Source organism: Mucilaginibacter sp., from assembly GCF_041663085.1.
GTDB lineage: Bacteria > Bacteroidota > Bacteroidia > Sphingobacteriales > Sphingobacteriaceae > Mucilaginibacter.
In genome coordinates, this window is record NZ_JBAZRC010000042.1 from 23,063 (window position 1) to 31,014 (window position 7,952).

Below are 7,952 nucleotides of genomic sequence, written 5' to 3' on the forward strand. Positions count from 1 at the left end.
ACGAAATGAATTTAGCCCTGATCGCGCTGGTACATTCTTAAATGTGGGGGTTGGTAGTATTCATTTAGGTTTTCGGGCACTCGCGCATTATAACCAATAACCTGCCTTAAGGGCGGCTCTAAACCGGCCACCAGGTTATATCCCAAAAACCTTGAATAATCCATTTGTTGCTTTATAAATGGCCTTGTAAACCCAAGGGTAAGTGCCCTTCGTGGTTGGGTTGTACGATTCTCGCCCGCTGCATGCCATAAGTTGGCATTAAACAAAATAATACTCCCTTTGGATGTTACAGCCCTATCGGCGTGTTTATAAAAATAGCTTTCATCTGGCCTTAGATCCCTTTTATGCGAGCCTGAAAGAAAATGCGTGGCACCATTTTGCGCGGTAAAATCATCAACTACAACAATCATTTGCAACAAAATGTGGGTATCTGGCATAAATGTACGTATATCCCGATGCATGTTGCTTAGGTACGGAAACTCCTGCTTGGAATGAATTACGCCGTTAATTCCATTTAAAATATATTTCCCCCCTAAAAAAGACTTAATCTCGTCATCACAAAACATCTTTGATAAGAATGGAAGGCTAAAATTATCTTTCTCTAACAAATGATGTAGTGTGCCGCTCATATCAGCACTAATCCCATTTTTTTGTTGAATAGCCCTACGAAGTTTATAGCCCTCGTCCATATCATGCTTTATTTGATCAATAAGTGATGGGCTAACCGCATTCTGATAAACAATCCAGCCATAATCGTCCATCGCCTGCTCAAATTGCTTGGCTGTACGGCAGGTGTAAGTAAAATAATTGCTCATATGTTTCGTATTTGATGTATTTATAACTGCATAATTCTTAGGATATCTTTATTTACCTTTTCAACGTCAAACTTATTCTGGGCCCAGTAACGTCCGTTATGTCCGTGTTGGGCAATCAATTGCGGATGTTCTATATAAGCTTCCATATTTGCAACCAACGCACTTACGTTTTTTACAGGAACCAGGAAACCATTAGGCCTATCGGCAAGGCTTACCGTATCTTTGCATCCAACGGAGTTACAGGTAATAATAGCACGTTGCATTGCCATTGCTTCAAGCAGGCAGCGAGGCACCCCTTCACCATAATAAGATGGCAGAACTATAACTGAAGACTTGTTGATATGTGTCCGCATATCAGCAACCTCGCCCAAATACTCTATAACTTCACCTGATTTTATTTTGTTGAGCAGGGTTTCATCAATTGAATCAACATTTTTCCCACTGCTCCCTGCCAGTTTGAATGTAACACAGGGATATAACATCTTAACAATTCGGGCAGCTTCGTAGTATTCAAAAACACCTTTAGCGTTTATCAGCCGGGCTATCATTAAAAAACTTATACTGTTCAAATTTGGTTGGGTTGCTGCATAGTGGTTTAGGTCCACTCCCGATCCGTTAACTACATGCACAAACTGAGATACAGGTATTATTGCATTTATTTTTAGCGTTTGCGGATCATCGCTATTTTGGCAAATCAGGCATTGCCCCTTCCCGGCGAGGCTTATCTTTAAAAGTTGTTTAGTGATTTTTTTTATCAGCCCTATGCCATTCTCTTGGGTAAACGTATAACCCAGGCCAGTTATCATAGGCACAATTGCTTTTACTCTAAATATCCTGGCTAATATGCCCCCATAAATTATAGGCTTTAGCGTATACGGGAAAAAAATCGTGGGTTTTATTTTGATTATAATACCGGCAAGCCGGGCAATGAAGCGCATATCTGAAAGTATTGATACGTTGCTTCCGTTTAAATTGCTCTCAAAAATACCGACGCCCCACTCATTCAGCTTCAGAACAAATTTTTCATCATGTATTTTTGGCACAAAAACATAAACATTGTGCCGCTTTGAAAGCTCTTGAACAAGTTTTCCTCTAAAGTCTATTAATGATTTGGCCGTATCGCCAACAATCAATATGCGCTGTTTTCCATTTATCATCTAAATTCATTACCCCGATCATTAAGATGCAGGATAGTAACGCACTTTAGTTTTAACCACCCGGCCCATTAAGGGCAACGGGTGGTTATAACATATTTTGTAGTAAAGAATAATTAGTTTATAGCTCGTGGACCAGTACCCTGCGTTACTAAGGCAGGCACATCGGCAGCTGCATTTAAAGCATTTTGATAAGCATAGCTTGGCACCCAAGTGGATATAGCTGTAGTTATATCATTGGCGCCGCAATTTTTATAAATATTAGTATTTACGCCACTAAAATAGCCCGGAGGATCGCCATCCAGATTGGTTGTGATTGGTTTATGACAGCCCGAAAAATATTCGTTATCTGTCCTGACGGTGCCACCGGCCCTTGCTCCTAAACTATAACTTGAGTTATTTAAATGGTAATTATTAAATAAGTGCACACTACCATAATTCATTGTTGGTTCGCGCTCGCTTACATTATACCAGTAATTATGATGCATTGTAACATGCAGCTTTCCTTTATCTGCCTCATGCCCCTGAATACCACCACTAATTAATACAGAAAGGTTGGTATCATGAAACTTGCACCAGGAAACTGTAACATAATCGGCTTCTCTTGTAATGGAAATATCTTTACCCCAGTAATCCCAGCCATGAGTTCGATCGGTTGAAAACTCGCAGTGGTCAACCCATACATGGTGTGTCGACATCTTAATCATTAATGCTGCATCAGTAACATAATTTTTAAACCGGATGTCTTGCACAATAATATTGCTTACTGTAAACATGTAAAGGTTTATTCCTTCTAATGATGCACCCGGCTTACCGATGATAGATTTGTTTGATTTTACATAAATGTAATCGTTACCAGATCCTTTAATTGCACCGCTTATATAAACGATTTTTGCAGCATTATCCCCAAGAGCGGTTTTTAAGGCTGAAAGGCTTGTTACTGTGACAGACTGGCCACCTGCGCCGCCTGTGGTGGTACCGTTTACCATTGCATACCCCAAAAGCCCTGCGTTTGCACCAACCGGTGGCTGTACACTACCAGTACTACCCCCCGGATTGGTTACTGTGGTTGATGGGGCCGATCCATCCAGCGTATAGGTATATGATCTTCCGTTCGTTGCCGGGTTTGAATTATCCGACGCTGAAAAAATAAGTGTTGTTCCCCAGTGGCTAAACCGGCCATTACCGAGGTCACGTATTTTCTGATGAACGGAATGCGCAGGCCCAATTTCTTTACCATTTTCAAATAGCCTTAATTTTGAAATTGTAGGGGCGGAGTTACTATCGCCAGCCACATCCAGCGGATAACCGATTTTGTAAGCGTAGCCACCGTCTGATTTAAGCCCGGTAAGTGTAACACTTAATACATTTGACGCCCCAACTCCCGAGGTTGCCTGTAACATACTAACGTGCTCGGTAGCGACGAGGCCCGGAGGATCCGGAGTAAGTGTACTTTCCCCTTTTTTACAACTGCCGGCAATCATAACGCCGATACAAACAATGCCTAATAAGGTCACTTTTTTTAATTGTTTTGTGTTTTTTTTCATTCAGTTAAAATTTAAGGTCAAGAAACGGATGCCCGTTTCAAAAATTACCGTTAAAAGTTCTGAATGATTTTTATTTAGTTTGGCGTTATACTATGGCAAAGTGCGTTTTTATAGCTCTTTGCTCTAAAAATGAACGTATTTTGACTGTAAAGGCAAGTGTAAACCATTATACAGTTTGTGACAAAAATATGACATTACTACGCGTTTGTAACCGCTTTCTCAAAAGTCAGATTGTTTGCCATAGGGCCATAAAACGATTTATACCATGATATAAAATATGAAATGCCCATTGGAACAGATACCCTGGGACTATAATCTACACTTTCGTCTAAAGCTGATACGTCGGCCCATGTTTCTGATACATCTCCGTCCTGCATTGGCTTATACTTTCTGATCGCCTTAATATTTAACTTATGTTCTATCTCATCTACAAATTCGACCAGATTTACGGGTGCCCCGCGCCCAATATTAAATAACCTGAATGGGGCACTTGATGTGCATGGATCTGGTTTTTGGGGGTTCCAGGCCTGGTTTGAAGCGGCAGGATTATCAATAACATGAACAATGCCCTCAACAATATCATCGATATAGGTAAAATCACGGCGCATATTACCGTTGTTGAATAATTCAACCGGCGTGCCTTCAATTATGGCTTTCGTAAAGATGAATAGTGCCATATCCGGCCTTCCCCATGGGCCGTAAACTGTAAAGAACCGAAGCCCGGTAGTTCGAAGCCCAAATAAATGGCTATAGGTATGCGCCATCATTTCATTCGCTTTTTTTGATGCCGCATACAACGACACGGGATGATCCGCAGCACCACTTTCCCTAAAAGGCATATTTTTATTTAGCCCGTAAACGCTGGAGGAACTGGCGTAGGCCAAATGATTTATTTTAAAATGACGACAACACTCCAGGATATTTAAAAAGCCTTTAACATTAGAATCAATATATACATCCGGGTTAGTTAAACTATACCTTACACCGGCTTGAGCTGCAAGATTACAAACAGCATCAAATTGATTGGCTGCAAAACATTCTACTAACTTATCCTTATCAATCAAATCAAGTTTAAGGAATGAATACTTGGCATATAAAGTACTTTGAACAGGTTGTCCATAAACAACGTTTTTAACATCGATGCCTGTTTGTGCCAAACGGGCATATTTCAGGCGTACATCATAGTAATCATTCAAATTATCAATACCCACTACCGTATCACCCCTTTCCAGTAAACGCTGGGCAACATGAAAGCCTATAAACCCGGCAGTGCCGGTTACTAAAATTTTCATAATATAAGGTTTAGTGTTTGTTAAAAATTATCGATCGGGCGATATGAGCCGTTATTTAGATATCGCAATAGTGCAGGTGTATTTCCTGTGGTTTAGCACTGGATCTGTATTATCCGAAGAAGAAAAATAAAGCGAATTACCCCAATGACTAAATCGCCCCCTACCAAGATCCCTTATTTCCTGATGCTCGGTGTGTGCAGGGCCAAGCTCTACATTATCTTCAAATAAACGAAGAGTTGATTGTTCAGGATTCTCATTCGAGTCGCCAGCCCAATCTAATCTATACGCCATTTTATAACAGTTCTTCCCGTCGTTTTTAAGGTAACTCAGGTTAAGTTGAAACGTTGTATCTTTTGCAATGCCGGTTGTTACCGTCACAATTTTACCAGGCACAATGTTAGCCCCCTTTTTACAGGAATTAATTAATAATATTAAACCGGATAAGATTACAAAGGCCACCAAAGTGAACTTAGGTTGAAATAGCTTTTTCATATAATTAGGATTAAAGATTAAGAAACAAATTCAAGCGTTTGCAGTATTTGCCTGGTATAAGCGGCAGATGTGCGTGTGCTGAGGAAATCAAAAAAAACATTAGGCAAGGGATAGATATCTTTTTCAAGCACGCTGATAATTTTTTCTGCCATTAGTACTGGTGATGACACCGGTACGGTAATTAGTCCGGGAATATTTTCTATCCCCCCGGCGCACAAAGTTGAAACAACCTGGCGATTAACGGTCATCATCTCCAACAACACATTTGGGAACCCCTCTTTCACAGAGCTTACAACACATACCTTTGCATGCTTAAAGTAAGGGATAACATTTGGCTGCCAGTTTTTCAAAATAACAGAATCCCGAAGCCGTAGCTGTTCAATCAGGCAGATAAGTTCTTTCTTTTTAGGCCCGTCGCCAATTATCAGGAGTTTAATATTGGGGAAGCGTTCATGTACTAATTTAAACGCTTCCAAAAGATAGTTAAAACCCTTTTCGGATATGTGCCTGCCTGCCGTACATATATAACCTGTACTAAGCTCGGGTTCTAATAAAAAGGCATTTGCCTTAGCAAGTATCTGATCAATATCTAGTGGATTTTCAATTACTGTAATTTTCTCTTGCTTTAGGTAAGCTGCGTGATCTATCAACGACTGGCGCATATGGTGTGTTTGGCAAATAATAAGATCAGCACTTACGTAACCATACCTGTAGCCTACTTTGTATAGCCATTTTTTAAACCCGGCGTATCGCAAAAAAACAGATGTGCATTCTCTGAAAACCAATTTTGATTTTAGAAATCCAATTCGTTTTAACAAACCCAGATATACATTTACATACGGGTGGGTACTAAACATTACCGGCGATTTCCTATAATACCTTAGCGCCCACGGCAATCCAATAAACCCCAATAACATACTTATATTTGAAACGTATGTAACCTTGTGTAAAGCAGGAATAATTAACCGCCGAACTTTTGATTTTTTCAAAAAAACAATTGGTAAAGAGCCCGTCCGGGCGGCAAGTAATAAAACTTTTTCCGCGCCATTAGCCTCATCTGCATCAGATACAAAAACTATTTCAGGCTGGGTTACTATCATAAGTTTTTAAGTGCTTTAACCGCCTTTTTAAAAGGGGCCATTAAGCTTTTAATTTTCCGTTTACCATCAATTATTAATAATCCATCACAGAAATTTATGGTATGTATCCCTTCCATATAAGGTGTTTGAGGGAATACTTCAAAACTTGTTTCGCTGCAAAATTCAAATGGTGTCAATTTAATGATCCGGTTTACCACGATAGAACCGCCATAGCACCGTTGGGGATTTTGAGTGGGCATGTACAAATCACCACCAACAAAAAATAACGAACCTGCTGATCTGCTCTGCGCTATGCCAACGCTTATAGGGTTAAGGCTATGGGCGACAAACTCGTTCAGTAATGAATCTGAATGATATAGGTATAAACTACCATATTCATTTGCAACACTGGTAAACAACCAGTACCTGTTTTCAAAAAACACCATTGAACTATCTACAAATTCTGCACCACTAACAAGGGTTTTTCTTTTTATTAGTGTTTCAGGATGGTAACTATCTACCTCAAAAAGGTCGACCCGGTTGTAGTGACAGGTTTCTGGTATACAAAATAAGGCGCCGTTAACTTCAAACAGATAAGGATAAGATAAATGAATATTTTTGGCTGATATGCCCCTGACCATTTTTGATGATCCATTTTGAAAACCATCAATTATCATAATCCTTCCTTTACCATTCCAAAAGCTTAACTCCTCGTACATGACATACAGGCGCCCAAATATCCGTGCCGGGAAAGGGTCAGCTCTATAGTCTATACTATCCTCCGGAAGCCATTTTACCCCGCTGGAGATTCCCTTTTTAGCAATAAATTCCTCTGGAGTTTGAAAAATATGCCCAATATTCCATTTATCATAACAGAATAGCTTTGCCATAACATTTTTAAACTGCAAGCGCATATTAAAATAAAGCGGATAATGTGGCGAACAATTTTAAAGGTAGGGGCAAATAATCACTTTCTTCTAAAATTGACCCGCCAAAACTGTCTTTGAATTTATTTATTCCCAATAATGCCGTGTCGCTGGTATGCATAGCGTAACCTCCAAGGTCGTAACACTTAAAGCCCTGGTTTTTAAACAGGCAAATATCTTTGTAGTGAAGTAGGCGATTGGCTCGCCCTTGCAATGCTCTTGAATAACCTTTTATAGTATAGTTGCCTGATGTTGCCGAATAAAGCAACCGAACCCTTGATGCTTCTTCATCAAGAATGTAGGCATGCATAACCAAATCTGACTCATCCAAAGTGGCCTTGGTAATGATGATATTTTTGACATACTTAAAAAAACCCCGCCCTAAGGGAGGTAGCTTTTTTTGCTGTGCAAACAAATTATAAAATATTACAAACTGAGATAAATCAGGCTCTAACATCGTCATTACACCCTCCTTCATTCCCCTGTTATATTCGTAAATAGTTTGCTTTTCTATCCCCTTTTCGATTTCGGTAAGCGGTGCTGTCAAATCAATCACCTTTGTAAAAAATGGCTTCCTTATATATCCCGGAAGGTTCTCACAACAAGCAGATTGTTTATAAAAGCTGTACAATGAAAGTTTTTTTTGA

8 protein-coding genes are annotated in these 7,952 nt (G+C 39.8%); all 8 read right to left on the minus strand.

The window, feature by feature from the left end:
• Positions 1-11: 11 nt before the first annotated feature.
• Positions 12-815 (minus strand): phytanoyl-CoA dioxygenase family protein, encoded by an 804-nt coding sequence (locus WC615_RS10255; RefSeq protein WP_372978007.1) that lies wholly within the window; start codon positions 813-815, stop codon positions 12-14.
• A gap of 20 nt (positions 816-835) precedes the next feature.
• Positions 836-1,972 carry a glycosyltransferase family 4 protein gene (locus WC615_RS10260; RefSeq protein ID WP_372978008.1) on the minus strand — a complete coding sequence of 379 codons (1,137 nt, stop codon included), beginning with the start codon at positions 1,970-1,972 and terminating at the stop codon, positions 836-838.
• A 113-nt stretch (positions 1,973-2,085) separates the two neighbouring features.
• Entirely contained in the window at positions 2,086-3,516 is a 1,431-nt protein-coding gene (locus tag WC615_RS10265; protein ID WP_372978009.1) for a polysaccharide lyase family 1 protein, read from the minus strand.
• 197 nt (positions 3,517-3,713) lie between these two features.
• Complete coding sequence (locus WC615_RS10270; protein WP_372978010.1) at positions 3,714-4,808, minus strand: NAD-dependent epimerase; 1,095 nt, start codon at positions 4,806-4,808, stop codon at positions 3,714-3,716.
• A 51-nt stretch (positions 4,809-4,859) separates the two neighbouring features.
• Positions 4,860-5,300 (minus strand): hypothetical protein, encoded by a 441-nt coding sequence (locus tag WC615_RS10275; RefSeq protein ID WP_372978011.1) that lies wholly within the window; start codon positions 5,298-5,300, stop codon positions 4,860-4,862.
• A 17-nt stretch (positions 5,301-5,317) separates the two neighbouring features.
• Complete coding sequence (locus tag WC615_RS10280; protein WP_372978012.1) at positions 5,318-6,157, minus strand: glycosyltransferase; 840 nt, start codon at positions 6,155-6,157, stop codon at positions 5,318-5,320.
• A 239-nt stretch (positions 6,158-6,396) separates the two neighbouring features.
• A complete protein-coding gene (locus WC615_RS10285; RefSeq protein ID WP_372978013.1) occupies positions 6,397-7,269 on the minus strand; it encodes a hypothetical protein in 873 nt (290 codons plus the stop codon).
• 25 nt (positions 7,270-7,294) lie between these two features.
• On the minus strand, positions 7,295-7,952 hold a 658-nt coding region (locus WC615_RS10290; protein WP_372978014.1), incomplete at its 5' end, for a hypothetical protein.

Excerpts from the sequence above, each read along its gene's own strand:
- WC615_RS10265 (WP_372978009.1), bottom strand. The coding sequence starts at position 3,516 with ATGAAAAAAAACACAAAACAATTAAAAAAAGTGACCTTATTAGGCATT.
- WC615_RS10255 (WP_372978007.1), bottom strand. The coding sequence starts at position 815 with ATGAGCAATTATTTTACTTACACCTGCCGTACAGCCAAGCAATTTGAG.
- WC615_RS10275 (WP_372978011.1), bottom strand. The coding sequence starts at position 5,300 with ATGAAAAAGCTATTTCAACCTAAGTTCACTTTGGTGGCCTTTGTAATC.
- WC615_RS10270 (WP_372978010.1), bottom strand. The coding sequence starts at position 4,808 with ATGAAAATTTTAGTAACCGGCACTGCCGGGTTTATAGGCTTTCATGTT.
- WC615_RS10260 (WP_372978008.1), bottom strand. The coding sequence starts at position 1,972 with ATGATAAATGGAAAACAGCGCATATTGATTGTTGGCGATACGGCCAAA.
- WC615_RS10280 (WP_372978012.1), bottom strand. The coding sequence starts at position 6,157 with ATGTTTAGTACCCACCCGTATGTAAATGTATATCTGGGTTTGTTAAAA.
- WC615_RS10285 (WP_372978013.1), bottom strand. The coding sequence starts at position 7,269 with ATGGCAAAGCTATTCTGTTATGATAAATGGAATATTGGGCATATTTTT.